Here is a 24,789-nt window from a genome sequence, read left to right as displayed (position 1 = left end):
ATTTTTAAGTTACAAAAATATAATAACTTACATAAAGTAACTTAAAGAGTTCAAAGGGGAATTAAAATGACGGATATAAAATTTGTTCCAAAAGAAGCGTTACTGGTGTTAAAAGATAAAATTAAACTCATTCCAACGGAAGAAGGCAGCATTTATTTAGTAGGACCAATCCGTTTACCAATTAACTTATTTGGTGAGACGATCATCTTTCAATGGTACTGCTGGTTAAACAGTAAAGATGAAGGACATGATTTAAAACAAATCATTGAAAATCTATCTTCTGCAAACCTTGCGGAATATCAGCAATCGAGTGTATTGGTCTATGGAGATTTTGAGCATTCTGAAGAAGCGCTCATCCGCATGCATTCAATTTGTCACACAGGTGATATTTTTGGGAGTAAAAGATGTGATTGTGGCTATCAATTAAAGCAATCTTTGCAAATGATTGTGGATCACGGAAACGGTGCGCTCTTCTATTTAGCTAACCATGAAGGAAGAGGCATTGGTTTATTTAGCAAGGCAATGGCTTACATTTTGCAGGAAAATGGATATGATACAGTTGAAGCGAATGAAGAATTAGGATTTGTTGATGATTCACGAAATTATAGTGATGCGATTCAAGTCTTGCGTGTCCTTCGATCAAAACCTGTGAAATTAATGACGAATAATCCCAAAAAATTAGTAGCCTTAAAAGAAGCGGGAATGATGGTTTCAGGAAGAACCCCGTTGTGGGGAGATGTCTCGGAATTTAATGAAGGATATTTACAAACAAAAATAAAACGTTCAGGACATTTAGAGGAAGAAGTGACTTGCCCAAATGACTAACCATGAATTTTATATGGACATAGCATTACAAAACGCCTTAGCAATGAAGGGACAAACGGATCCCAATCCTTTAGTAGGGTCAGTGATTATAAACGAAAATCGCATCGTTGGTGTTGGTGCTCATATGAAAACGGGTGAACCTCATGCTGAAATTCATGCGCTTCGCATGGCAGGAGATGCTGCTAGGGGAGGGACTATTTATGTCACGTTGGAACCTTGCTCACATCATGGACGAACAGGTCCATGTGCGGAAGCAATAGTTCAAGCAGGTATAAAAAAAGTCGTAATTGCCACATTGGATCCAAACCCGATAGTTGCAGGCAATGGCGTTAAAATTCTTGAAGAAGCTGGACTCGAAGTTATCATTGGAGTACAAGAAGAAGCTTCAATAAAAATGAACGAAGTGTTCAATAAATTTATTGTCGAGAAACTACCCTTCGTTACATTAAAAGCTGGCATTACACTAGATGGGAAAATTGCTTCACATACATTTAATAGCAAATGGATTACATCTGAAGAAGCAAGACGAGATGTCCATCGATTGCGAAATGAACATATGGCGATTTTAGTAGGGGTCAATACAGTGATCGCAGATAATCCTGAGTTAACGACTCGAATTCCAAATGGTCGTCATCCTCTGCGTATTGTTTTAGACTCTTCTTTGAAAATCCCCTTGGATTGTAAAGTAGTGGCGGATGGATTAGCTGAAACATGGATATTTACGAGTAAGACGTATGATGCCAATAAGAAAGCTTCGTTAGAGAAAGCGAATGTTTCCGTTTTCCACACGAGTGGTATCGGTACAGTGGACCCTTCTGAAGTATTAAGCATATTGGGTGAAAAAGGGATATCATCTTTATTGATAGAAGGCGGTGGCACAATCAACGCTTCGTTTTTAGAACATCAGTTAATCGACAAAGCCGTCATCTATATCGCGCCTAAGTTAATTGGAGGGAAAAACGCCCCAACATTTTTAGAAGGTACAGGAATTAGACAAATGAGTGATGCGGTTGAGCTTCGAGATGTCGATATCGTTAAGATAGGGAAAGATTTTAAATTTGTTGGTTATCCAATTTATCAATTAGAAGAACAGTAGAGGGATTTGATTATGAAATTTGGTTTTGATATTGATGATACACTCATCAACTTAAGAGAACATGCTTTTCACATTTACAATAAAAAATTGAATCAAAACGTACCTATAGATATTTTTCATGAAATTAAAAAAGTCGAGATCCACGAAGCATTTGGTCTTACTTCTGAACAAGGTTCTAAAATGTGGAATGATTCCTTAGAAGAAGTCTATTTTACAAGTTGTCCTGCTTATCCAGATGCAGTGGAAGCATTAAATGAACTGAGTAAAGATGGCCATGACATTTATTACATTACAGCTAGACCAAAAGAACATGGCGAGCGGACAAAACAGTGGATGATCGAACAAGGTTTCCCAGTTCAAGAAGACAAGTTCTTTTGCGGAATGAAAGATGAAGATAAAGTCCACATCATTCAAGATTTACAATTGGATTTTTTCTTTGACGATAAACCCGATGTGTTGAATACATTAGCTATGGATGAATTGACCGTTTATGTGAAAAATCAACCATACAATCAACACTTAACCATTCCAAGACTAACGAATTGGAGTGAGTTAAGAGAGATTGTGAAAGAACAGGCTGAAAAACGAGAATCTATGTAGATTCTCGTTTTTCTTTTTGGGTACCTTGAGAATGAGGGAGCTTAAGTAACAATTTACCACTTTCAAAGCGGGATCTTTCTTAGTGGAGAATCTGAAATTCTTTTTGAGTTTGAATGAATTTCAACATATTTGAAGCCTCGAACAATAGAAAAATGTGGTATTGTTTACTAAAAAAGATGATTGATTTCTTTCTGAAATGGGTGAAAAAATATGGATTTCTCTTCAAAAAAATTTGTGATGGAAAAAGATTATCCATTATCAAGAGAAACGGTCTGGAATTTATTGAGCGATACAGATCGACTTAATCGAATTATTGGATTGTTTTCGGTTAAATTTAAGCCTGCCAATCAATTACCGGGCAAAACATTTTACCGTGAAGCATTAGCTAAGGTTGGTGGAATCGTTCCGTTAATCTGGAAAGAGTACCCTTTTCAATGGGACAAGTACGAAAACTATATGGTGGAACGAGCTTACGAAGGAGGTCCTCTTAAGCACTTTCGTGGAGGAGTGGAGCTTGAAGATACGGATGTCATTCTGCCTGATGGTTCAAATGGAACCAAGGTTCGTTTAATAGGAGAATTCACGCCTAGAAATTTACTTGGGATTGGAGCTGTTCAATTTACAGGTGTCCAATCCATGAAAAATACCATGAAATATGTTGACGATTATTTAGAAGCAGTCCAAACGGAAAAGCCTTTGCCTTCTGACATCTCTACAAAGGTGAAAATTAATCTTGATAAGCTCAGTATCCTTGAAGAAAAACTAGCAAGTATGCCTGTTAATCCTACATATATTGAAAAGCTCCATCAGTTTCTGAGCACAAGTGATAGCTCAGACGTTTCTAAAATGCGTCCGATTTACTTAGCAAAAAAGTGGAATGTCGATGAACTAGAGGTTATTCGCTTGTTTTTGTACGCGACGAAGGTGGGAGTCATGAATTTAAGTTGGAATTTAATTTGCCCAAATTGTCGTGTCTCAAAAGTTGAGTACAGCTCATTATATTCCTTAGAACAGCAATTCCATTGCGATTTATGTGGAATTAATTACAATGCGAATTTCGGAAAGTATGTAGAATTGAATTTTTCAGTTCACCCAGCTGTTCGAGTTGCGTATGACAATATGTATTGCGTTGGTGGTCCAATGATTTCACCTCATGTCCACATCCAACAAGTAATTGAACGAGAGCAACGATTTGAATTAAAGATTCCTAAAAATCCTAAAGATTTCCGAGTTCGCATTTTACAAGCCAATCATGTGTTGGAATTAGAAGCGTCTAATTCAATTTCATCCGAGCCGATGGATGTGGATTATGTGGATGAAGGATTTACACAGGATGAAATGAAATTTAGCGAAGGTATGAACACAATGCATATCGTGAATTCTAGTTCTGCAGATATTGTTTTAGTTTTGGAGAAAAAGGAATGGAATTCGGATGTATTAACAGCTGCTCAAGTGACTTCTATGCAGGAATTTAGAGACCTGTTTTCCTCAGAAGTATTATCTCCAGGTCAACAAGTTGGAATCGAAAATGTCACAATTTTGTTTAGTGATTTGCTGGGTTCAACTTCTTTATATGAGCTAGTTGGAGATGCAGATGCATATGGTCAGGTTCGAAGACATTTTGAATTTTTAACAGAGTGGATTGCGAAGAATTCAGGAGGCGTTGTGAAAACGATAGGGGATGCTGTGATGGCAGTGTTTCATATGCCGGAAGATGCGCTTAATGCAGCCATTCAAATTCAACAGCATGTTACTGACTTTAATAAAGGACGTCGAGATCCAATTGTATTGAAAATAGGCTTATATAGTGGACCGGCCATTGCAGTAAACTCAAACGATCGCCTTGATTATTTTGGTCGAACCGTAAATATTGCTGCGCGTATTCAAGGACAAAGTGAAGGCGATGATATCGTTTTTAATGAAGACTACTTGAGTAATGAGAGTATCCTTTCTTTATTAACAAAAAGCCATGCAACTCTTGAACCGTTCCATGCAAACTTAAAGGGAATTGATGAAAATATGAAATTGGTTAGAATCCGATTATCTAAATGAAATTTCAATAATGGAAAAAGTATGTGTTTTGGTATTTGATGGTACAATATAGAGAAGAATATTTTCATTTTCATTAGAGATGAAAGTAAAGGAGACTGAGTCGTTTGACAAATAAACAAATAAATCAAGAACTACCAGAAAATTATGATGAACTTAAAAAAGCTGCAAATCGCACATCTAGTTGGAGAGAGCGCTTTGATGCTGTAGAAGAATTAGGTCAGTCAAAGCACCCAAAAGTGATCGATGTTTTAACGAATCGCATGAAAAATGATGCGGTTTACAAAGTTCAAGAAGCGGCGTATCGCCAGTTAACCAAAATGGGCGAAGATGTAGAAGCGCCAGTTCGCAATAAATTTGAATTGATTAAAGGAACAAAGAAAACCTTCATTCGAATCAAAAAAAGTTTACCAAAAGATCATAGTTATGAAGATTTTAAAGAGAAGCTTAAAAAAATGCGTTTAGATATTTACGATGCATATGAAGGCGAAAAAGGTGCGGACTTTGATAAGTGGCTTGAAAGTGAATGGGAAGCTGCTTCAAAGAAATAATATATGAAACCCGATTACATAATAGATGTAATCGGGTTTAGTTTTGTTCAATTATACAGAGACGGCAGGTTCCGTAACAGTTAGGGTTAATGTTTCAGTATTCATTGTCAGACTGGTACCAATCGGAATAGCTGCTTTTAAGGGACCGTGACCAGTAGCGAGATTGCTAATTAGCGGTTTGCCTAAGGGGACGAGCACCTCATCTATCAAATCATTGTAAGTTTTGCCGTAAGCAATTTCACAGTTTGAACATTCACCCATAAGAATCCCGATACAATCATCAAATTTACCAGCTAATTTTAAGTGATTGATATACCGGTAAACCGTGTTAATCGGTTCATGCGTATCTTCTAAAAGAAGGATTTTACCCTCTGTGTTGATTTCAAACGAAGTTCCTATCGTATCAATAAATGAAGTTAAATTACCACCAACTACAGGACCAGTGACAGTTCCCGGAACTTTACTTACAAGGGGTATCTCTGGTGGATTCTTAATTTCCCAAGGAGCGGTTGTGGCGGACGTTGCGCTAAAGAACTGATTAAAATTGTAAGCCGGGGTTCGATTGTTGAAATCGAGAAGCATTAAGCTATGAAACGTCACTAAATCAGCGTACTCATAAAGAACATTCAATAGCACCGTGATATCGCTATAACCTGAAATGATTTTAGGATTCGCTTTAATGATGGGGAAGTTCAAAAACGGTAATATTGCTGCAACACCGACACCACCTCTTGTCGGCAAGATACAACGCACTTCTTTGTTAGCAAACATTTTCATAAGATCAGCCCCACGAGATTCAGGTGTGCCAGCAAGAAAGCCGTTTGAAGCGTAGGTGCTGTCACCGACAACAACGTTAAACCCCATCCCTTTTAGTGTGGCGATTCCTTCATTAATACGATCAGCTTCTAACGGAGTTCCAAGTGTCACTATTCCAATCGTATCTCCTGGGCGTAATTGAGGTGGTTTAATCGGCATTTAATGGCCTCCCTTCAAAAATAATCATTCCTAAAGAATATGAATTACAGTAAAGCGATAGTACATAAAACAAGCCATGACATGATTTTCAAAGAAAACATCTGTAGAATAGGAGGAAATTAGTGAATGGGTGATTCGATGCAACAACCAATAAAACTTAAAGTGAAATCTTCGTTCGTGAAGAATTTCAAAGATGGATATCCTCTTGTTACTGAGGAGTCCGTTCAAAATTATCAAGATTTAAAAGTAGAAGGCTCTGTCTTCGAGCTTGTGGATGAGCAACAAAAATTCATTAGTAAAGGATACTATGGCAAGCAAAATAAAGGCCGTGGATGGGTTCTTACTAAAAATCGAGAAGTTGAATTTAATTTAGCTTTTTTCACAGGGAAATTAAAAGAAGCCATTACACATAGAGGATCGCTTTTTCAAGATAAGAACACGACTGCTTTTCGCGTTTTTAATGGAGAAGGGGACGGGATTGGTGGACTAATAATTGATTACTTCAATGACTATTATGTAATCAGCTGGTACAGCGAAGGGATTTATTCCTTTAAAGATGTAATCGTTCAAGCTTTGAATGAAGTAGTTGAAGTAAAAGGGCTGTATGAGAAAAAGCGATTTGCCTCTAAAGGTACGTACGTTGAAGACGATGATTTTGTAAGTGGAGAGCAAGCACCATCTCCATTAATCGTAAAAGAAAACGGGATGAATTTTGCCGTTTACTTAAATGACGGAGCGATGGTTGGTATTTTCCTTGATCAGAGAGATGTACGAAAAACAATTCGGGACTCTTACGCTGAAGGTAAGACAGTACTAAATACTTTCTCTTATACAGGAGCTTTTTCAGTAGCAGCGGCTTTAGGTGGTGCAGTGAAAACAACGAGTGTGGATCTTGCCAATCGAAGTAAGAGTAAAACAATTGAACAATTTAGTGTTAATGACATCGATTTTGAAGCACAAGATATTATCGTCGAAGATGTGTTTAATTATTTCAAATATGCGGTGCGTAAAAAGTTAGCTTTTGATATGGTTATTCTCGACCCACCTAGCTTTGCACGTTCTAAGAAACATACATTTAGTGCAGGGAAAGATTATACCGATTTATTAGTCCAAGCGATTGCTATTACTGAAGAAAACGGGATTATTGTCGCTTCGTCGAATTGTAGTACATTCGGTATAAAGAAGTTTAAAGGTTTTATTGAAAAAGCGTTTAAACAATCAGGTGGTAAATACACGATTGTCGAAGAGTTTACTTTGCCAACCGATTTTAAAACGATTTCCGAGTTCAAGGAAGGCGACTATTTGAAAGTGGTCTTCATTAAAAAACACTAATTTAAATTAAAAACAAAGGGATGTTCCAAAAGTCAAAAATGGCTTTGGTAACATCCCTTTCTTCGCATAAAGTGGCTGATTTTCATTGCGGTGGACGCTTTCCGGGGGAGGCCAACAGGAAGTTGGTTTCAAAGACGTTGCCACGTGATGTGGCGTTTTTAGTCTTTGTTCCTCTAATATCCGCTCCAGGGTCTAAAGCTCGTGCTGATCCCCGCGGAGTCGCCTCCTCCATTTCAATCAGCAAAAGTAAATTAGAAACACAGCTTGGATCCTAACTGGTGAAGCTATGTATTTATTTTACTGACATCCGAAAAGATTCTTGTCATTATTAAAATTAGTTTTTCTTATAAAAAGTAAGAGAAATTCGCACATAAAAATCAAAAACAGGTGAAGAAAAGTTAATTATTTCTCTCCACCTGTTTTTATTAGATTATTATTGGACAACCTCATGATTTCATGAATTATATGATGTTGCACAAATGCTTCTAATTCAAATTATTTCGCATAAAAATTTTCTGTATAATAGGGTTGGTTTTCTTCGTTAAAAGCGACTCCTACTCCTAGTAGTGAGAAATCAGGTTTTAATAAGTTTTCGCGATGTCCGATAGAATTCATCAATCCTTCATGTGCGAAAATGCTGCTGGATTGTCCATACGCTAGGTTTTCTCCAGCTACTCTATAGGAGATTCCATCACTCGTCATACGATCGAATGGTGATTCACCGTTTAAGTTCGTATGACTAAAATAATTGTTGATGGCCATATCTTCACTGTGATCGAACGCAGTTATTTGAATTAATGAATCCCATTTCACTGCTCTCACTCCGTGATGAACTCTTGCGGCATTAGTTAGGTCAAATAGCTGGAGCTCTAGTCCTTCTTGCAAAGATTTACTGCTAGCCGCATACACAGAAGGTTTACTCTTTTCAAGATTTTCAGAAAGAATTTGAATGGCAGTTACCGTGTTATTTTCATGAACATCGTAAAAGATTGTTGCGTACACATTTTCTATTAAAAAAGTGTCTGCTCCTTGATCTTCATTCAAAATAAAATTGGTATTTCCTTTGGTGATATACGTAAGGGGTTTACCAAGAGCTTTTCTGACATCTTCTTTAGAAGAATTTAACTTAATACCGAGTGAAGAGGCGATTAAGTCATTATTGGTAAATAGTCCGTTCACTTTGTTTTCACGGTCATAGGAAACCATGAAAAAGTTTTGATAGTCGGTATGGTACGTTTGCCACGATGTTCCGTATTCATTCGCAGTAATGCGTTTAGGTTCGCCTATTTCTGCAATAACTGAATCTTTCGGAGCACCAATTTCAATATTATGAACCGAGAATAAGCCCTCGGAAGGCGTTTTCAAAGTTGGTTTATCTATTGGTTCAATAGGAGCGGGTAAGATACGATTCTTTTCTTCGACTAATTGAGCTGGTAGTTCGGTTATAGCTGTTTGAATTGTTTCAACAGATTCGGTGAAAAGGGGCTGTTCCTTTATATAGTCAATCCCAACTTGAACTTGTTGATCTATTTTGTCTAAAAACGAGGTATCTATATAATCGTCAGCGTATTTTTCCCAAAAGGGGCTCGTTACATATACGCCAATTGTAAGGACAATCAATAATCCAATGGTTCTCAATTAAATCCCCTCCTGTCTTTCTATTTTAATCCGACTTTGCTAGAATCCATAAAGAAACGCATTGCTCTATCTACTAGAGTAACCATTTTTAATATATTGGATACATATTACTACACGATTAATTCAACCAGAATCTCCTAGAAATCTCCTTTGGACTTAGAACCGTTAAGGGATTACACTGAGACTATCAGATTTAACGAGGGAGCCCCTATGCATACAATTATTTATTATCTCCAAGACATGTGGTTCTACATGGCCATCGCATTGCCAGTCATCATGATTTACCGCTTTTATCGAATAAAGAAATCGAAACATAAAGCTAAACCATTACACGAAATTGGCGTAATAGTCTTTTTGATTTTTTTAATCGGCTTGCTTTCCCAAACGGTTATTCCTTCCATATCATTTAACAATGGCTCCATTGAGTTCGTGAATGGTAATTTCCAAGCTGTTAATTTAGAATTCTTCCGTGTGTTTCGGGAAACATATAATGCGATTAAATATCTCGATTTGTGGCAGCCTTTTTTAATCAATTTTATGGGGAATATTTTTATGTTTATGCCCATTGGATTCCTATTGCCTTTACTTTGGAGAAAGTTTGAACATATTTTATGGACAGTCTTAGCAGGATTTTTATTGTCATTGTCGATTGAATTGTTGCAGTTGACGCAATTGAGAAGTAGTGACGTCGATGATTTATGGTTAAATACACTGGGCACATTCATTGGTTTTATTTGCTTTACGTTTATTCCAAAAAAACATCGTCACTGGTTTAAAAAAGAAAAGGTGGGGTAAATACTTACTGACTAAATATGTAAGGAGATTCACATCATGATCCCACCTAAAGAAACTAAAATGGACGGAAAAATAATGACCGTCATAGATGACCTGGTAGCTCAAGGTGTCTTTAAAGTAGAAGGCAAACAACTATATGAACTATCATTATATGAGTTAATAAAAGAGCATATGGAAAAAGCAAACTAATAAATATAGGTCAGTATGGCGACGTAACATGTTGCCATTCTGGCTTTTTTTACGTAAGTAAATATAAATTTTCATTGAAATAGCGTCTAAAGGACGACTTATGTAAAGTTGGAATAAATGCTATAATTTCAGTTTGAAGCAATTATAAAAAAGAAGTTAAATATGTTATGCCTATAAAGTCTATTGTGGAGGTTTTCAAATGAATAAAGCGCAACGAAAACAACTCTCAAATGAATGGTTAGAAGAAGCAACAATCTTTCAAATGCAAGAGAAAATGGAAGCTAGCGAGGTGACTTCTGAAGATCTTGTTTTGATGTATTTAGAAGCGATTGCAGAGAAAAATTCACTTGTAAATGCAGTACTGGAAGTGAATCCAAAAGCTCTTCAAATTGCACAAGCTTTAGACGCTGAACGCTCAGAAAGTGGACCACGTTCCATTCTCCATGGAATACCCATTTTGTTAAAAGATAATATCGAGACTGCCGATGAATTACATACTAGTGCGGGTTCGTTGGCACTAGCTAAGCATTATGCCACGAATGATGCCACCATTGTTGAAAAACTTCGAAATGCCGGTGCTGTTATTTTAGGCAAAGCGAATATGACTGAGTGGGCTAACTTTATGTCAGATAAAATGACCAATGGGTTTAGTTCTCGTGGTGGACAAGTCGTCAATCCCTATGGTCCTTTTGATGTCGGGGGATCCAGTTCAGGATCTGCCTCAGCCATCGCATCTAATTTAGCTGCTGCAGCTATTGGAACAGAGACATCTGGTTCCATATTAAATCCAGCAGCGCAAAATGGCTTAGTTGGTTTAAAACCAACAGTCGGTAGTGTGAGTCGTGCGGGAATCATTCCCTTGTCACATACTCAAGATACGGCTGGACCTATGACTCGCACTGTTGAAGATGCGCTTCATCTGTTTTCTGCTATTGTGGGACAGGATAAACGTGACCCAATTACTCAAAAAAGTCGCGTATTTAAGGATATGACATGGACAGACTGTTTGGATGTTCATGCACTCAAAGGGAAAAGAATTGGTGTTGCCCGTGCTATTTTTGATCAAGAAATGTCAGCAGAACGTGCTGAATTATTTGAAAGACAACTAGCTGTTCTAAAAGAACTCGGAGCCGAAATTATTGACCCAGTCGATATAGGTTGCCTAGAAGATGAATTAGGGTATGACGTGTTGACGTATGAATTTAAAGCCGACTTAAACAGTTATTTAGCTAACACAAATGCAACTAATCCAATACGTTCTCTTAGTGACGTTATCCATTTTAATAATCTTCACCCAAATGAAACACTAAAATTCGGTCAAATTATGCTTGAGCGCTCAGAGCTAACTTCTGGCACATTAACGGAAAAAGAATATATTCAAGCGCTTACTAACAATCGGTATTTAGCAGGTGAGATTGGACTCGGTAAATCTCTAGATGACCTAAAACTTGATGCTCTTGTTTTTCCGCAAGACCATGGATGTAGCATAGGTGCAGCTGCTGGATATCCATCGATAACAGTTCCTGCAGGATTTACCCAAGTTGGGGAGCCATTTGGATTGACCTTTTCGTCAAGAGCATGGAGTGAACCAATGCTCATTTCAATGGCTTATGCATTCGAGCAAAAAGTTAATGCTCGGAGAAAACCAACATTCACGATACAATGAACATACATTATGTTTCTAGAAAAGAGAGTTGATATTAGATGACGTTAAACAATTCATTTTTACCCATATTATTAGGTTCTGATATGAATGCATACGGTATGGCACGTGCCTTTCATGAAGCTTATGGAATTAAACCACTTGTCTTAGGTCGTATGAATTTGTCTGCAACACAAGACAGTAAAATTTTAGATTTTCAAGTTATTCCTCGTTTAAATGAGCAAGATGTTTTTGTACCTGCTCTAATTAAAGTAGCAAGTGAACACCCGAACCAAAAGTTACTATTACTAGCTTGCGGAGATGATTATGCAAAGTTAATCATTAAAAACAAACAGGAGTTACTTCCTCATTTTGCAGTCCCATATATTGATGAATCCTTAATGGAACGCATCGTATTAAAAGAGAACTTTTATGAAATCTGTGAGCAATACGGCTTTTCTTATCCAAAAACAGCCTTATGTACGTTTGAGAATAAAGACGAGTTCAATATGGATTTCACATACCCAATTATTATTAAAGCCTCTAACTCAGTGGCTTACTGGAATTGTTCATTCCCAGGCAAAAAGAAAGTGTTTGTGGCACATGATGTTGCAGAAAAAAATGCCATTATCAAAGCTATTTATGAATCGACTTATAAAGATAATCTGACAATCCAAGAATTTATTCCGGGTGACGATTCGTTCATGCGTGTGTTAAATGCGTATGTTGGAAAAGACGGAAAAGTGAAGCTAATGTCACTAGGAAATCCGATTTTGGAAGAACATTCACCGGAAGGAATCGGTAGTTACGCAGCGATTATCAATACGTTTGATGAAGCATTGTTGGATAAAGTGCGATTCTTCTTAGAGGATATTGGCTATAACGGATTTGCTAACTTTGATATGAAATATGATTCTCGTGATGGAGAATACAAGCTATTTGAAATTAATTTACGAAATGGTCGTAGTAGCTATTACGTTACGGCAAGTGGACATAATTTAATGCAGTATGTTGCGGACGATCATATGTTAAATATTCCTCAACAATTAACGTACGCGAAAGATAAGCATCTTTGGATGATTATCCCGAAAGGTGTTTTATTCAAATACGGAAAAGAAGGCCCGTTATTGGATGAAGCAAGACAATTAATCGAAGAAGGTAAAGTAACTAACCACTTATATTATTCAGAAGACTTCAGTCCAAAACGTTGGGTGAAATTAACGTTAAATAACTTAAATTATTATCGAAAATATAAAAAATATTTTAACAACAAAGGTTTGTCATAAACTATGGAGAAAAAAGTATTAGGCATTATCGGTGGTGTTGGCCCACTAGCGACCATGCTTCTTGGTGAAATGATTGTTAGACGAACAGTTGCATCTGTCGATCAAGAGCATGTCCAAATGGTCATTACCAATAATACGTCGATTCCTGATCGTACGACGTATATTTTAGACCGGTCGAAGAAAAACCCTGTTCCTGTTATGATCTCAGATGGTCAAAAGCTGAAATCGATTGGTGCTGAAGTCATTGCGGTTCCATGTAATACAGCTCATAGCTTTTATGAAGAGATTCAAAAGGGGATTGGATTACCAGTTATTCATATGATTCAAGAAACCGCTAAAAAGGCGAAGCTTGAGGGTGCAAAAAAAGTTGGTATTCTAGCTACCACTGGTACGCTTACTGCTTCTGTGTATCAGTTAGCTTGTCGTGATGTAGGAATTCAACCGTTTGTTCCAGATGAAGAAACACAAAAACTCGTAATGTCTGTTATTTATGATGATGTGAAGGCTGGCAAACCAGTAGATTTCTCAAAATGGCAACAAATCATTGAGACAATGACAGCACTCGGTTGCGATCGAATTATATTGGGCTGCACGGAGCTATCTATTGTTAACAAAGAACTGAAATTAGATGAATTTTATATCGATTCCCTGATGGTATTAGCTGATTGTGCAATCGAATTATGTGGTTACGGAACAATATAAAAGTTTAGGGGTTGTCCAAGGTTCACTTTTCGTGACTCTTTGGATGACCCTTTTTTTAAAAAAAGGCTGATCTTCATTGCGGCAGACGCTTTCCGGAGGAGGCCAACAGGAAGTTGGTTTCAAAGACGTTGCCACAGGACGTGGCGTTTTTAGTCTTTGTTCTACAATTAGCCGCTTCCTTCGCGTTGCTCAGTCCAGGGTCTAAAGCTCTTGCTGATCCTCTCGGAGTCGCCGCCTCCATTGCAATCAGCGACAGCATAAAAATAATTAGTTTAAATTGAAGGTAATAGATCATATGCAATCACTTTAATTAATTGAGCATTTTCTAGTAGCAATCAATCAATCTTCTTACTCTGTTTTTATAGATTTTTTTTGCACTTCATCATTTCTAGTACAATCTCTTAAGTCTCCTCTAGTGTGTCTTAGTATCAAACTTTTTGTTTATGAAAGTTTGTCTTCTCACAAGAGTGTCAACTATACTTTTACAAAGTACAATTTCGTTAAAGTGAGCCTTTATTTTATAGCTATTATTAGTTGCATAAAGGGCTAATTCAAGCGATTTATGGTACACTTAGCTCATGTAGTGTAAAGGTGGAGAAGACCATGTCATTTATAAATGAATTAAAAAAAGAACTTCAAGATAAGTGGAAGTTCGATACAGAAATGCCCGTTCAAACTCAGCTGATTCCAGCAATGTTAGAAGGAAAAGATGTTGTAGCTCAATCTCCAACTGGTTCAGGAAAAACATTGGCTTATGTATTACCAATCCTTGAACAAGTTGATGGATCTAAGCAAGCAACACAAGCGCTAATTGTAGCTCCTTCACAAGAATTATCGATGCAAATACTTGAAGTGTTACGTGAATGGACTGCAGGTACAGACATAACGGTTACTCAACTAATTGGTGGAGCAAACATGCAACGTCAGCTAGAAAAGCTTAAGAAAAAACCGACAATCGTAGTTGGTACGCCAGGTCGTTTAAATGAATTAATTAAAGCTAAAAAATTAAAATTGCATGAAATTCGTTACATTGTTTTAGATGAAGGTGATCAGTTATTAGCTCGTGACCATAGAACGACAATTAAATCATTAATCGAAGGAGCTAATCATGAACGTCAGGTTGTAGTTGTATCTGCAACGATTACGGAAGAGATTGAGTTAGTTGCCTCACGTTTAATGAAAGAGCCAATTCGTATTCAAGTGAATCATGATGAACTGCCAGCCCAAGGAAAAGTGGTTCATTCATTCGTTAAAATCGAAGAACGAGATAAGACCGATATGCTTAGAAGACTTGCGCATACGGAAGGCTTAAAAGGATTAGCATTTGTTAACAATTTAGATCAGTTATTGATGAAAGAAAATAAACTTAAATTCAGAGAAGCTAATGTTGTGGCATTGCATTCTGACATGAAAAAAGAAGAGCGTAAACAAGCGATTACTGCTTTTAGAAAAGGGGAAGCAAATATTTTAATCGCGAGTGATGTAGCAGCTCGTGGTTTAGATATTGAAGGGATCACTCATGTTATCCATGTAGATGTTCCTCATACGATTGAACAATACTTACATCGCTCAGGTCGTGCAGGGCGTGCAGGTGCAGATGGTGAAATTTTAACTTTGTTATCTTATATGGATGAAAAGAACTTCAAAAAATGGACCAAAGAGTTACCTTCGAAGCCAGTTCAAAAAGTTTGGGATCGAGGCGTTTTAATTGAAGGTTCATCTAAAACGTTGCAGCAAAGGGGGAAAAAGAAATGATGACATTCGAAGAAAAATTAGCAGAGTATGCTGATTTAGCAGTTCGTGTCGGAATTAATGTTCAACCTGGTCAAAATGTTTTAATTAATACTACAACGGATACATTAGAATTTTCCCGCCTTATAGTCAAAAAAGCGTATGAAGCTGGAGCAAAAAGTGTCCATGTAAATTTTACAGATGGTCCTATTCATCGAGCGTTTTTTGACTTAGCACCTGAGTCAGCCATGAAAGAGTTTCCGGCATGGATGGTTACCCAACGGAACGAACTTATTGATCAACAAGGTTCTCTCCTTTGGATTGACGCTGAAGATCCTGATTTACTTGCAGGTGTTCCTGCGAAAAGAATCTCTGATTACCAAAAAACATCAGGTCGCGCTTTAGAAAAATATAGAGCAGCCGTGATGTCTGACAAAATTGCTTGGTCCATTATTGCGATTCCTTCTGAAATTTGGGCGAAAAAAGTATTCCCTGATTTACCTAAAGAAGAACAAGTAAATGCTCTCTGGGAAGTTATTTTTAAAACTGTTCGAATTGGGGAAGGAACCGCTGTAGCAAAATGGAAGACTCATATTCGCGATTTAGAATTACGTGCCACGATGTTGAATGATCGTCGATATAAAAAGATTCATTATTCTGCTCCAGGAACTGAGTTGACAGTTGAGTTGCCAGACAAACATTTATGGCTGTCGGGTGCAAGTAGAACACCAAACCAAACAGCTTTTATCGCTAATATGCCGACTGAAGAAGTGTACACTGCTCCTTTAAAATATGGAGTAAATGGTTACGTTAAAAATACAAAACCTTTTGTTTATAAAGGAAATTTAATTGATGATTTCACGTTAACTTTTGAAGACGGAAAAATCATCAAGGCCCATGCAGAAGTAGGAAATGAACTACTTCAAGGTTTAATTAAAAACGATGAAGGATCTTCTTATCTAGGTGAAATTGCGTTAGTTCCACATGAATCACCTATTTCTGCCTCAGGAATATTGTTCTACAATACCCTGTTTGATGAAAACGCTTCGAACCATTTAGCGATCGGTGAGGCATATCCTACATGTTATGAAGGTGCTCGTGATTTAGAAGAAGCTCAACTTCAAGCACTTGGATTAAACACATCCATTACTCATGAAGATTTCATGATTGGTAGTGCAGAAATGGACATCGATGGAGAATTGTCAGATGGAACAAGAGAGCCAATTTTCCGTAAAGGGAATTGGGCTAATTGAGAAGGTGCCATTCATGAAGAAAAATATTTCTATTATCCTAAGCATTTTCGTTATGTTCATGTACTTACCTGTTCAAGCCTCAGCACTTGTGAATGGCCCCGTTAGCTATCTTGCTTTAGGGGATTCTCTAGCAGCTGGACAAACGCCGAATCGGGAAATTGATACAGGGTATAGCGATTTAATCGCACAAGAAATTGCGCGAAATCAACCACTCGCGTTTTATTCTAAGGCTCTAGCATTTCCAGGCTATACGACAGCACAAGTTTTAGAAAGAGTTCAGTCTGAAGAAGCTAAACCTTTACTTGAAAATGCAAATCTAATTACGGTATCCGCAGGTGCTAACGACCTTCTTCGATTAATACAAGTAGATGGAGCATCAGGCTCTATCGCTTTTCAACAAATCCCTGCAGATTATTCGTTGAATAAAGCTCGTGAGAATATGGTGAAGCTGTTAGCCGAATTAAAAAAACGTGCCCCAAATGCAGAAATTTATGTCATGGGTTACTATTTTGCTTATCCTCATGTTCGCGAATCGCAAAAAGTTGGGACAGCTAAACAGTTAAACAAATTGAATGAAATTTTGGCTCGCGTTTCAAAAGAAGCAGGCGTTCAGTTTGTTTCTGTTGATGAAGCATTTGGAGATCGAGCAAAAGACAAAATCCCTAACCCTATAGATGTACATCCTAATGCCGAAGGGTATCGCGCAATGGCTAATCAATTTTTAGCAATGTATTCAAATGGTCAAGCGCAAGTGCTGCCAGCTGAAATACCTCCTGCTAATCCATTAACATTTGAAGAATTGATGGAAACTCAAAATAGTTCGAAACCTGCTAAAGACGAGTCGGCTTTATTGCCATCATCTAATTTATCAAACAACCTACTGGTCTTAACGGAATTACGTCCATTATCATAAAAAAAGCTTGAACTCGATTTATGAGTTCAAGCTTTTTTGCTATTTTCTTGGCGTTGTCATTTTTGTGCCTTTACGTGAATCTAATACCTTTTTTGCTATAGGTAGTATGATTGGTGCAAATTTAATGGCTGTTTTTATTAAGCTACCAATTCTCATTTGAATCGCTCCTATCGGCTGTTTCTATATTACTATGAGTTCCCCAAATCGAAGATAATCAAACATACTGAAGCACTTTGACACCTTGTACAATGTTCCAAATCAACACAATAAGTGAAACAATGCCATACACAATCATGAATAGGAACGGGAGGCCAGTAGCGAGTATTCCAAACCCTGAGTTGGTTCCATCAAATGTCACAGTTGAAGCTGATACCATTCCAATAGCAAATACTATAAACGCAATGATTAATAAACCAACAGGTATTAAATGTGACAATAAAGATCGCTTCGCATGATATTTGACCTCTTGATCTACCGATACAAAATAAATAATGATGGGTAGTAAAAAAGGAGCAAATAAAATACTGAAATAACACAATGATGACAACGCTCGATTGTTATCCACTTGTAATCCTCCTACTGATCTTAGATACATACTATACGGAAGAGAGAGAATTTAGTTTCAAGAAAGGGCATGTTTCGTTAAAATATCAGCGTATTGTTCTACTGAAGAGATAAGAACATACTCTCCAGGTCCATGCCAGTCGTCACCAGCTGGTCCAAATTCAATTGCACCTGCTCCAGTTCTTGCGTAATACCTAGTATCTGCAGCACCATGTTGACCAAATAAGACTGCATCTTTCTGGGTCACATCTGCAGTTACTATAGCTAACGTTTTAACGAATTCATTATCTTCAGTTGTTACAATTGCAGGCGTTTTTCCACCAGGTTTCACAACCGTGTTTTTATTTAGCGATAATGCTAGGTCTGTCATTTCTTGGACAATATCTTCCCATTTTTGACCTGGAACAAAGCGGATATCGTATGCGACCTCGCATGTATCCGGAACCATATTGTAGCGATCACCAGCTTGTATTTTCGCTAAGTTGACGGAAGGATGTTCATAGTAAGCATTACTCACTTTATAGAATGGCAATGTCTTTAATTTGTCGTGGAATTCATAAGCTAATTCAATGGCATTTGTACCTTCCCATGGACGTGAGCCATGTGCACCTTTCCCATTAAACGTTAGATCTACATGAATAATACCTTTTGACTGAACGCTCAGTTTTAGATGCGTAGGTTCACCACAAATAACGAAATCACCCGTATATCCTGTCTCAACTAAATGTCCAGAGGTTTTACGACCACCCGTTTCTTCATCCGTCACTATATGAAGGGCAATACGGTGTGTTAATTTCTCGGGTGTTAATGAAATTCGGCGGAACGCTTCCATCATTGCGGCAACGCCTGCTTTCATATCTGCAGACCCTCGACCATATAATTTATCCCCATCAATAACAGGATTAAACTGTTCAAGCTTCCCTGGAACTACATCGACATGTCCGTTCCAAACAATTGTAGATGGACCTGTGCCAACTTCAGCATGAATCATTAAACGACCTTCATTTTCGATCACAGTATGCTCGATATCGTGACTATTTAGCCATGTTGAACAGTATCGAAGTGCTTCGTTTGCTCCTTCTTCAGTATCACTCTTAATGGCGATTAGATTTTTTAACAACTCAATCATCTGAAATTCACATCCTTATTAGATTTAGTACTATTAGTATACCCACGGATTGTATTCCTCACAAACGTGGAAATTAGTCTCTTGATTCTCTTTCCCTATTTATGTACAATTAATCCGTACTAACAAAATTAGATGTATATGAACCACAAGGGGAGCCGTTAAACGGCTGAGAGTGAACATGACATGTTCTAACCCTTAGAACCTGTAAGTTAATGCTTGCGCAGGGATGTGGATAGAAACCGACACCAACGATGTCAGGCTCTGTCCTGTATTCGTTTTTTTTATTGGTTTTTTTCACCCCCAACATGCGATTTACAGTACATCGCAAAAGGAGGAAGAAAAAATGAGAAACAAAAGAGTATTACTATTAGTAGAGATTGCAATCTTTGCAGCGTTAGGATTTGTATTAGACTTTGTCGCATTTAAAATGCCTCAAGGCGGCTCTGTGAGTCTAGTGATGATTCCAATTGTATTAATTGCATTCAGAAGAGGCGTAATTGCGGGTATGTTAACGGGACTGTTAGTAGGGCTTTTACAAATAGTCTCTGGCTTAATTTCAGTCGCTCCATTGTCATTTAGTTTTGTGGTCATGCAAGTAATACTAGATTATTTAATTGCGTATGCAGTAGTTGGTTTTGCAGGGGTAATGCGCAAACAATACTTTAGTGAAAATAGTAAAACAAAAATGAGATTAATAACGATTATTGTTACTGCTGTATTTATTGGATCTTTTTTACGCTATATCGTACATGTAATTACAGGAATATTCTTCTTTGGCATGTATGCTGAGGAAGGCCAAAATTTATTAATCTATTCAAGTGTTTATAATGCAACTTATATGATCCCGGTATTCCTGTTAACAGCGGTTGTAACTTCACTGTTGTTTTTAACAGCACCAAGACTCTTGAATCCCGAAAAATCTTGATTAAAATATGATGATTTTCTTGAGGTTTTCCAAATGTTCAGAATGATTCTGACACATGGGAAAGCCTCTTTTTATATGGTATAGTATGGAGTAGAAATTAGAAGTAGAAGGGATTTTGTAACCATGATTGCTAAAACAACAGAAGACTTTGAGTCGTTAAAAACCATTGGACGTATAGTTGCTGAAATTAGAGATGCCATGCGCCTTGCTACAAAACCGGGCATTACTACGAAAGAACTTGATGAAATCGGCGGTAAAATGTTCAAAGAAAAAGGTGCTATTTCAGGACCTAAAGGCGAATATGATTTCCCGGGTTTCACATGTATCAGTGTTAACGAAGAAGTTGCTCATGGTATTCCAGGCTCTCGAATCATTAAAGATGGAGACATGGTTAATATTGATGTGTCAGGTTCTTATAATGGTTATTTTGCCGATACTGGTATATCGTTTGTTGTAGGCACAGGCGATAAATTAAAAGAAAAGCTATGTAAAGTAGCTGAAAGTTCATTTGATCGTGCGATGCTGAAAGTTAAAGCGGGTGCACGTTTAAATCAAATCGGAAAAGCTGTTGAACGAGAAGCAAAACAAAATGGTTTTACCGTTATTATGAATTTAACTGGACACGGTGTAGGGAAATCTCTACATGAAGCTCCTCAGCATATTTTAAATTATTATGATGCATGGGAACCAACGATCTTAAAAGAAGGCATGGTCTTAGCTGTTGAGCCTTTCATTTCTGAAAAAGCAGAACACATTATTGAATCAGGTGATGGTTGGACTTTCTTAACAGCAGATAAATCGTTTGTTGCTCAAATTGAACATACGATTATTGTGACAAAAGACGCGCCGATTTTATTAACAAAAATAGATGACTAACGTGAAGACTTTCTGCTATTAACGCAGAAGGTCTTTTTTCATTACTGTGTGAATTTTGATGTTGATTTTTATCACTGGAAATAGAATCGTCTTCCTGGACCTTTCACTTTCTAATGGTGATCTTTTACGTTCACAAGACGAACTTGTTCGTTCACATGAAGACCTTTCACTTAAAATCAATTTCTATGAGCGAAAGCCCAATTGTATCCAAAAAAAAAAGACTGCCTAGGCAGTCTAAATTTGTTTTATTGAACTGATGAGGATTTTTTGCGGATGAATATTATTCCGACTAGTAGGACAGCACTTAGAAATAGAGCAGCTGTCATTACTAAAAGCTCTTCAAAGCCATTTCTTACGGCAATTCCAATGAATGCCCATATAAAGACTGCTGGGTAGGCAATATCAAAATGATGAAAACGAATATGCAATGCTAAAGCAGCACCTATTGTCATCATGATTACTGCCCATAAAGGGTCACTTAATCCCCAACCACTCCATTCATAGACTGTAAGTACATAGCTAATGTTGGCAATAGTTGCAACGCTTATCCAACCAAGATAAATCGAAATTGGTAAGCGGCTCGACAAGCGATTATCTTGTACAGGATATGTACGATAAAGAATAATTAATGTAAGCAACAAACTGATCATCACTACGACAGTTAAAAGGAAATATTCATAATGCCATAAGAAAATCCAAGCTATATTAAACACACAGCTTATGATGAACAATAGAGAACGTCTTTCATACAGGGCATCCTTGTTAAAGCGATTGCGCCAAAGCCCGATTACCCAAAAAATCAACAATAAATAAATCAGGGACCAAATTGAAAATACATAACCTGCCGGTGTAAATAGTACAGGCAAACGATTTGAGATTTCTCCTGTAGTTTGACCGTTTAAAGGAAGTATATTTGCTAGTGCATTGGTTGTTATGACTGCCAAAAGTGACACTATGACAAGAATATAACGTAACATATCATTCACCTCCTAGAGTAAGTATAGCGACATCTTATCTGAACAACAAATTTCAATTTAACAAAATATTCTGTAAGATAGAATAAAAGAGATGAGGTCTTCACAATGAATCTTAAGTTAAGTGAAATTATGATGAGAGAATACGATGGAAATAAAAAAACGTATAAAAAAGAATTAAAAGCACTCCAATATGAAATGTTAAACCTTCAACAGCATTTATTCAACCAAAAAGTGGGTTTAATCATCGTTTTCGAAGGAATGGACGCTGCTGGGAAAGGCGGAGCCATAAAACGTGTGACTGAACGGCTAGATCCAAGGGGATTATTTGTTCATCCGATTGCAGCACCTCAACCTCATGAAAAAAGATTTCATTATTTACATCGATTTTGGAGAAAGTTGCCTCAACATGGTCAAATCGGTATTTTCGACCGTTCGTGGTATGGAAGAGTTCTAGTAGAACGAATTGAAGAATATGCGACAAAAGCCGAATGGCAACGTTCATATCAAGAAATAAATGACTTTGAAAAATTATTAACGGATGAATCGTATATTATGGTCAAATGCTGGATGCAAATTTCGGAAGAAGAACAATTATCTCGATTTACCGAGAGACAAGATGATCCTTATAAACAATGGAAACTAACGGAAGAAGATTGGAGAAATAGAGAGAAATGGTCTTTATACATTGAAGCAGCACAAGACATGCTTGAAAAAACGCACACAAACCATGCTCCATGGATAGTGGTTGGTGGAAATGATAAAAATTATGCACGCATTTACGTGTTAAAAGCAATCATACAGCATATTATGCAAGTGTGTGCGAATCGAGACATACCGTATAGTCCTTACCAAGAAGATGTTTCGCAAGGCGAAGAAGCATGATATAATGACGTAGTATTTTCGGAAAATTTAGAAAGACATGGGGGATAATAAATTGACGACAAAAACGTATGCAGAAGTATGGGATTTAGATGTATTTTTCAAGGGAGGAAGTAGTTCTCCTGAACTTCGCGCTCATTTAGATACACTTAAAACTAAATTAGAATCGTTCGAGGAGCAATTGTCTTCGTTTTCAGTGCCCCAAAGTGGTTCTGAAGCAGAAAAGATTGTCTCTATAATTGATGGAATTAAACAAGTCGCAGAAAACTTAACTCAAGCAGGGGCAGTAGTAGGCTGTTATTTAGCACAAGATACAACAGATTCTCAAGCTAAATTACTTCAAGGTGAAATCGGTTCAATAGGTGCACGTTTTTCTTCTTCAATGCTAATTGTTCAACAACAGCTTTCTAAAACAGCTGATTCTGTTTGGGCTGAATTAATGAAGTCAGAAGAGCTAAATGAATTCTCATTCGTATTGAATGAATGGCGAGATGAAGCGAAGGAATTATTGTCTGAAAAAGAAGAAGACATGATTACAGCACTTGGTGTGGATGGGTATCATGGTTGGGGTCAGATGTATGATCTTTTAGTTGGAGAAGTAAAAGTTCGTGTGACTGTTGATGGAGAAGAAAAAGAATTCTCTGTTGGTCAAGCTAGCAACTTAAGTTCTCATTCAGATCCAGTAGTACGAAAAGAATCGTTTGAAGCGTTAGAAAATGCTTGGACAGAAAAAGAGGATTTCTTTGCTAAAACGTTAAATCATATGGCAGGCTTCCGATTAGCTGTTTATAAAAAACGCGGTTGGGATTCGGTTTTAAAAGAGCCTTTACATACAAACCGTATGAAACAAGAAACATTAGATGCAATGTGGGGAGCAATCTCTGCAAATAAAGGACCTTTTGTTAAGTATCTAAAACGTAAAGCGGAAATTTTAGGAACTGAACAAATGAATTGGCATGATTTAGACGCACCAGTTACGGCTTCAACTGAAAAGGTTTCATTCCAAGAAGGTGCTGAATTCATCTTAAAACACTTCGGTAAATTTGGTCCGGAATTAGAAGCATTTTCACGAAAAGCTTTTGAAGATGAATGGATTGAAGCCGAAGACCGTCCTAATAAACGCCCAGGTGGATTCTGTACAGGAATGCCACTATCTCAACAATCTCGCATATTCATGACATATAGCGGGACGATGTCCAATGTCGCAACTTTAGCGCATGAACTTGGTCATGCTTATCATTCGTATGCACTTCGCCCAGTACATTGGATGAATCGCAGATACGCTATGGGTGTTGCAGAAACAGCTTCAACTTTTGCAGAAATGATTGTGGCAGATGCTGCAGTTAAAGAAGCTAAGTCTGCGGATGAGAAACTAGCTTTGTTAGAGGACAAGATTCAACGCAGTGTGGCATTCTTCATGAACATTCATGCTCGATTCCTTTTTGAAACAAGATTTTACGAAGAACGCAAAAATGGCTTTGTTCCAGCAAATCGCTTGAACGAATTGATGGAAGAGGCACAACGTGAAGCTTTTGGTGACGGACTTGGAGAAGTTCACCCACACTTCTGGGCATCTAAACTGCATTTCTATATCACAAGTGTTCCATTCTACAACTTCCCATACACATTTGGGTATTTATTCAGTTTAAGTATTTATGCAAAAGCAATTGAAGAAGGAAGTAGTTTTGAAGAAAAATACATTGCTTTACTTCGTGATACAGCCATTATGTCTGTTGAAGATTTAGCAATGAAACATTTAGGTGAAGATATTACTCAACATGCTTTCTGGGAAAAAGGAATTGCTTTATGTGTTCAAGATGTTGAAGAGTTTTTAGAGCTTACTTCATCTAAAGGATGATGAT

The 24,789-nt window shown here is 37.4% G+C and carries 24 protein-coding genes and 1 riboswitch; of the genes, 18 read left to right on the top strand and 6 right to left on the bottom strand.

The window, feature by feature from the left end; genetic code table 11:
- Window positions 1-66: 66 nt before the first annotated feature.
- The 5 genes from AC3EA5_RS09155 to AC3EA5_RS09135 all read left to right on the top strand — a co-directional run bounded on the left by AC3EA5_RS09155 (window position 67) and on the right by AC3EA5_RS09135 (window position 5,121).
- Window positions 67-825 (top strand): GTP cyclohydrolase II, encoded by a 759-nt coding sequence (locus AC3EA5_RS09155; protein ID WP_488608046.1) that lies wholly within the window; start codon window positions 67-69, stop codon window positions 823-825.
- A complete protein-coding gene (gene ribD, locus AC3EA5_RS09150) occupies window positions 818-1,921 on the top strand; it encodes a bifunctional diaminohydroxyphosphoribosylaminopyrimidine deaminase/5-amino-6-(5-phosphoribosylamino)uracil reductase RibD (protein WP_488608045.1) in 1,104 nt (367 codons plus the stop codon). Before AC3EA5_RS09155 ends, ribD begins: the two co-directional genes overlap by 8 nt.
- Window positions 1,922-1,933: 12 nt before the next feature.
- A complete protein-coding gene (locus AC3EA5_RS09145; RefSeq protein ID WP_488608044.1) occupies window positions 1,934-2,521 on the top strand; it encodes a 5' nucleotidase, NT5C type in 588 nt (195 codons plus the stop codon).
- 210 nt (window positions 2,522-2,731) lie between these two features.
- Window positions 2,732-4,573, top strand: a complete 1,842-nt coding sequence (locus tag AC3EA5_RS09140) for a DUF5939 domain-containing protein (protein WP_488608043.1) — start codon at window positions 2,732-2,734, stop codon at window positions 4,571-4,573.
- A 104-nt stretch (window positions 4,574-4,677) separates the two neighbouring features.
- Window positions 4,678-5,121: a HEAT repeat domain-containing protein gene (locus AC3EA5_RS09135; protein ID WP_488608042.1), complete on the top strand. Its 444-nt coding sequence runs from the start codon at window positions 4,678-4,680 to the stop codon at window positions 5,119-5,121.
- A gap of 51 nt (window positions 5,122-5,172) precedes the next feature.
- Here the strand turns inward: AC3EA5_RS09135 and AC3EA5_RS09130 are convergent, their stop codons facing one another.
- Complete coding sequence (locus AC3EA5_RS09130) at window positions 5,173-6,096, bottom strand: S66 peptidase family protein (protein ID WP_488608041.1); 924 nt, start codon at window positions 6,094-6,096, stop codon at window positions 5,173-5,175.
- Window positions 6,097-6,234: 138 nt separating this feature from the next.
- On the opposite strand from AC3EA5_RS09130, the gene AC3EA5_RS09125 reads away from it, so the two are divergent.
- Window positions 6,235-7,428, top strand: a complete 1,194-nt coding sequence (locus tag AC3EA5_RS09125) for a class I SAM-dependent rRNA methyltransferase (protein ID WP_488608209.1) — start codon at window positions 6,235-6,237, stop codon at window positions 7,426-7,428.
- A 495-nt stretch (window positions 7,429-7,923) separates the two neighbouring features.
- On the opposite strand, the gene AC3EA5_RS09120 is transcribed toward AC3EA5_RS09125, so the two are convergent.
- Complete coding sequence (locus tag AC3EA5_RS09120) at window positions 7,924-9,066, bottom strand: CAP domain-containing protein (protein ID WP_488608040.1); 1,143 nt, start codon at window positions 9,064-9,066, stop codon at window positions 7,924-7,926.
- A gap of 210 nt (window positions 9,067-9,276) precedes the next feature.
- Here AC3EA5_RS09120 and AC3EA5_RS09115 point away from each other — a divergent pair, with 210 nt between their 5' ends.
- From AC3EA5_RS09115 to AC3EA5_RS09080, 8 genes are all read left to right on the top strand, one after another.
- On the top strand, window positions 9,277-9,861 hold the full coding sequence (locus AC3EA5_RS09115; RefSeq protein ID WP_488608039.1) for a VanZ family protein: 585 nt from the start codon (window positions 9,277-9,279) through the stop codon (window positions 9,859-9,861).
- A 60-nt stretch (window positions 9,862-9,921) separates the two neighbouring features.
- Complete coding sequence (locus tag AC3EA5_RS09110) at window positions 9,922-10,050, top strand: Fur-regulated basic protein FbpA (protein WP_394189098.1); 129 nt, start codon at window positions 9,922-9,924, stop codon at window positions 10,048-10,050.
- A gap of 199 nt (window positions 10,051-10,249) precedes the next feature.
- Window positions 10,250-11,716, top strand: a complete 1,467-nt coding sequence (locus AC3EA5_RS09105; RefSeq protein WP_488608038.1) for an amidase family protein — start codon at window positions 10,250-10,252, stop codon at window positions 11,714-11,716.
- A 38-nt stretch (window positions 11,717-11,754) separates the two neighbouring features.
- Window positions 11,755-12,978 carry a carboxylate--amine ligase gene (locus AC3EA5_RS09100; protein ID WP_488608037.1) on the top strand — a complete coding sequence of 408 codons (1,224 nt, stop codon included), beginning with the start codon at window positions 11,755-11,757 and terminating at the stop codon, window positions 12,976-12,978.
- Window positions 12,979-12,981: 3 nt separating this feature from the next.
- Window positions 12,982-13,680 carry a cysteate racemase gene (gene cuyB, locus AC3EA5_RS09095; RefSeq protein ID WP_488608036.1) on the top strand — a complete coding sequence of 233 codons (699 nt, stop codon included), beginning with the start codon at window positions 12,982-12,984 and terminating at the stop codon, window positions 13,678-13,680.
- Window positions 13,681-14,283: 603 nt separating this feature from the next.
- Window positions 14,284-15,435, top strand: coding sequence for a DEAD/DEAH box helicase (locus tag AC3EA5_RS09090; protein WP_488608035.1), 1,152 nt, complete (start codon window positions 14,284-14,286; stop codon window positions 15,433-15,435).
- Window positions 15,435-16,664 carry an aminopeptidase gene (locus tag AC3EA5_RS09085; RefSeq protein ID WP_488608208.1) on the top strand — a complete coding sequence of 410 codons (1,230 nt, stop codon included), beginning with the start codon at window positions 15,435-15,437 and terminating at the stop codon, window positions 16,662-16,664. Before AC3EA5_RS09090 ends, AC3EA5_RS09085 begins: the two co-directional genes overlap by 1 nt.
- Before the next feature lie 13 nt (window positions 16,665-16,677).
- Window positions 16,678-17,577 (top strand): SGNH/GDSL hydrolase family protein, encoded by a 900-nt coding sequence (locus AC3EA5_RS09080; protein WP_488608034.1) that lies wholly within the window; start codon window positions 16,678-16,680, stop codon window positions 17,575-17,577.
- 39 nt (window positions 17,578-17,616) lie between these two features.
- On the opposite strand, the gene AC3EA5_RS09075 is transcribed toward AC3EA5_RS09080, so the two are convergent.
- The 3 genes from AC3EA5_RS09075 to AC3EA5_RS09065 are packed head-to-tail and all read right to left on the bottom strand — an operon-like array spanning window position 17,617 to window position 19,270.
- On the bottom strand, window positions 17,617-17,733 hold the full coding sequence (locus AC3EA5_RS09075; RefSeq protein ID WP_488608033.1) for a hypothetical protein: 117 nt from the start codon (window positions 17,731-17,733) through the stop codon (window positions 17,617-17,619).
- A 58-nt stretch (window positions 17,734-17,791) separates the two neighbouring features.
- A complete protein-coding gene (locus AC3EA5_RS09070) occupies window positions 17,792-18,142 on the bottom strand; it encodes a magnetosome magnetite crystal formation protein family (protein ID WP_488608032.1) in 351 nt (116 codons plus the stop codon).
- Window positions 18,143-18,199: 57 nt separating this feature from the next.
- Window positions 18,200-19,270: a M20 family metallopeptidase gene (locus tag AC3EA5_RS09065; RefSeq protein ID WP_488608031.1), complete on the bottom strand. Its 1,071-nt coding sequence runs from the start codon at window positions 19,268-19,270 to the stop codon at window positions 18,200-18,202.
- Between the two features lie 138 nt (window positions 19,271-19,408).
- Window positions 19,409-19,514, top strand: a riboswitch (TPP riboswitch).
- A 99-nt stretch (window positions 19,515-19,613) separates the two neighbouring features.
- Between AC3EA5_RS09065 and thiT the strand changes: the two genes are divergently transcribed.
- Window positions 19,614-20,195 (top strand): energy-coupled thiamine transporter ThiT, encoded by a 582-nt coding sequence (gene thiT / locus AC3EA5_RS09060; protein ID WP_488608030.1) that lies wholly within the window; start codon window positions 19,614-19,616, stop codon window positions 20,193-20,195.
- 123 nt (window positions 20,196-20,318) lie between these two features.
- Entirely contained in the window at window positions 20,319-21,071 is a 753-nt protein-coding gene (map, locus tag AC3EA5_RS09055) for a type I methionyl aminopeptidase (RefSeq protein WP_488608029.1), read from the top strand.
- A gap of 245 nt (window positions 21,072-21,316) precedes the next feature.
- On the opposite strand, the gene AC3EA5_RS09050 is transcribed toward map, so the two are convergent.
- The gene (locus AC3EA5_RS09050) at window positions 21,317-22,048 is read right to left on the bottom strand and encodes a tryptophan-rich sensory protein (RefSeq protein ID WP_488608028.1); all 732 of its coding nucleotides are present in this window, start codon (window positions 22,046-22,048) and stop codon (window positions 21,317-21,319) included.
- Window positions 22,049-22,153: 105 nt separating this feature from the next.
- Between AC3EA5_RS09050 and AC3EA5_RS09045 the strand changes: the two genes are divergently transcribed.
- Window positions 22,154-22,930 carry a polyphosphate kinase 2 family protein gene (locus tag AC3EA5_RS09045; protein ID WP_488608027.1) on the top strand — a complete coding sequence of 259 codons (777 nt, stop codon included), beginning with the start codon at window positions 22,154-22,156 and terminating at the stop codon, window positions 22,928-22,930.
- A 52-nt stretch (window positions 22,931-22,982) separates the two neighbouring features.
- Complete coding sequence (locus tag AC3EA5_RS09040) at window positions 22,983-24,785, top strand: M3 family oligoendopeptidase (protein ID WP_488608026.1); 1,803 nt, start codon at window positions 22,983-22,985, stop codon at window positions 24,783-24,785.
- Window positions 24,786-24,789 lie beyond the last annotated feature (4 nt).

It is taken from the genome of Paenisporosarcina sp., assembly GCF_057785155.1.
The sequence above is the reverse complement of the archived record's forward strand: the minus strand, read 5'-3'. Positions and strand labels throughout refer to the sequence as shown.

Excerpts from the sequence above, each read along its gene's own strand:
- AC3EA5_RS09155 (WP_488608046.1), top strand. The coding sequence starts at position 67 with ATGACGGATATAAAATTTGTTCCAAAAGAAGCGTTACTGGTGTTAAAA.
- ribD (WP_488608045.1), top strand. The coding sequence starts at position 818 with ATGACTAACCATGAATTTTATATGGACATAGCATTACAAAACGCCTTA.
- AC3EA5_RS09145 (WP_488608044.1), top strand. The coding sequence starts at position 1,934 with ATGAAATTTGGTTTTGATATTGATGATACACTCATCAACTTAAGAGAA.
- AC3EA5_RS09140 (WP_488608043.1), top strand. The coding sequence starts at position 2,732 with ATGGATTTCTCTTCAAAAAAATTTGTGATGGAAAAAGATTATCCATTA.
- AC3EA5_RS09130 (WP_488608041.1), bottom strand. The coding sequence starts at position 6,096 with ATGCCGATTAAACCACCTCAATTACGCCCAGGAGATACGATTGGAATA.
- AC3EA5_RS09125 (WP_488608209.1), top strand. The coding sequence starts at position 6,235 with ATGCAACAACCAATAAAACTTAAAGTGAAATCTTCGTTCGTGAAGAAT.
- AC3EA5_RS09115 (WP_488608039.1), top strand. The coding sequence starts at position 9,277 with ATGCATACAATTATTTATTATCTCCAAGACATGTGGTTCTACATGGCC.
- AC3EA5_RS09110 (WP_394189098.1), top strand. The coding sequence starts at position 9,922 with ATGGACGGAAAAATAATGACCGTCATAGATGACCTGGTAGCTCAAGGT.
- AC3EA5_RS09105 (WP_488608038.1), top strand. The coding sequence starts at position 10,250 with ATGAATAAAGCGCAACGAAAACAACTCTCAAATGAATGGTTAGAAGAA.
- AC3EA5_RS09100 (WP_488608037.1), top strand. The coding sequence starts at position 11,755 with ATGACGTTAAACAATTCATTTTTACCCATATTATTAGGTTCTGATATG.
- cuyB (WP_488608036.1), top strand. The coding sequence starts at position 12,982 with ATGGAGAAAAAAGTATTAGGCATTATCGGTGGTGTTGGCCCACTAGCG.
- AC3EA5_RS09090 (WP_488608035.1), top strand. The coding sequence starts at position 14,284 with ATGTCATTTATAAATGAATTAAAAAAAGAACTTCAAGATAAGTGGAAG.
- AC3EA5_RS09085 (WP_488608208.1), top strand. The coding sequence starts at position 15,435 with ATGACATTCGAAGAAAAATTAGCAGAGTATGCTGATTTAGCAGTTCGT.
- AC3EA5_RS09080 (WP_488608034.1), top strand. The coding sequence starts at position 16,678 with ATGAAGAAAAATATTTCTATTATCCTAAGCATTTTCGTTATGTTCATG.
- AC3EA5_RS09075 (WP_488608033.1), bottom strand. The coding sequence starts at position 17,733 with ATGAGAATTGGTAGCTTAATAAAAACAGCCATTAAATTTGCACCAATC.
- AC3EA5_RS09065 (WP_488608031.1), bottom strand. The coding sequence starts at position 19,270 with ATGATTGAGTTGTTAAAAAATCTAATCGCCATTAAGAGTGATACTGAA.
- thiT (WP_488608030.1), top strand. The coding sequence starts at position 19,614 with ATGAGAAACAAAAGAGTATTACTATTAGTAGAGATTGCAATCTTTGCA.
- map (WP_488608029.1), top strand. The coding sequence starts at position 20,319 with ATGATTGCTAAAACAACAGAAGACTTTGAGTCGTTAAAAACCATTGGA.
- AC3EA5_RS09050 (WP_488608028.1), bottom strand. The coding sequence starts at position 22,048 with ATGTTACGTTATATTCTTGTCATAGTGTCACTTTTGGCAGTCATAACA.
- AC3EA5_RS09045 (WP_488608027.1), top strand. The coding sequence starts at position 22,154 with ATGAATCTTAAGTTAAGTGAAATTATGATGAGAGAATACGATGGAAAT.